Genomic DNA, 608 nt, shown 5'->3' with positions numbered 1-608 from the left:
GCTGTGGCGAGATAATCGTCTCTCCATCCGGCGATTTTTCTGCGGAGCTTGATGCTCGTGCGCCTGGGCTTGGTCGCCTTTCGTTGCGGCTTCATCGGCGGCGGACGCTCGGGTTCGGGGGCGGTGCGGATGAGATTGACCGCGAAATGCCTGACGACGGCCATGTTCCGCGCGCCGTGGCCCTTGCGCAGGCGCGATTGGTCCTCGGCGAAGACGACGTCGAGAACCCAGTGCAGCTGATTCTCTATGCCCCAATGGCCGCGCACGGCCTCGCCCGCCCGCTTCGCGGAGAGCCGGGCCGAGGAGATGTAATAGCGGGTCTCGAAGCGGCTGCGGTCGGCGAGCTCGGCGCGCGATTCGACGCGGATGATCGTCGCGACCTTCGGCAGGCGCAGCTCGCCCGGAAAGCGGCGCTCGCCGTTCAGCCAGTCGACCTCGGTGAGGACACTCACGCTGCGCTGTTCGATGCGTCCATGGCCTTTGTCGGGATCGACGAATGTGTCGATGCGCGTCGCAGCGGCGAAGGCGCTCTCGATCTCGGCGCGCAGCGTCGGCTGATTGGCTTTGACGGCGAGCAGATAATCGGCGTCCTTGTCCACGATCGCCTG

At 66.1% G+C, this 608-nt stretch carries 1 protein-coding gene; it reads right to left on the bottom strand.

Going from position 1 to position 608, the window contains the following annotated elements; translation table 11 throughout:
* Positions 1-608, bottom strand: a 608-nt coding sequence (locus FMZ75_RS21230) for an ISAs1 family transposase (protein ID WP_166146319.1), incomplete at both ends; no start/stop codon positions are given.

Origin of the sequence: Methylosinus sp. RM1, assembly GCF_011378635.1 — a bacterium.
In the GTDB taxonomy this organism is placed as follows: Bacteria; Pseudomonadota; Alphaproteobacteria; order Rhizobiales; family Beijerinckiaceae; genus Methylosinus; species Methylosinus sporium.
Note: the sequence above shows the minus strand (reverse complement) of the source record. Positions and strands in the feature narration are given on the sequence as shown.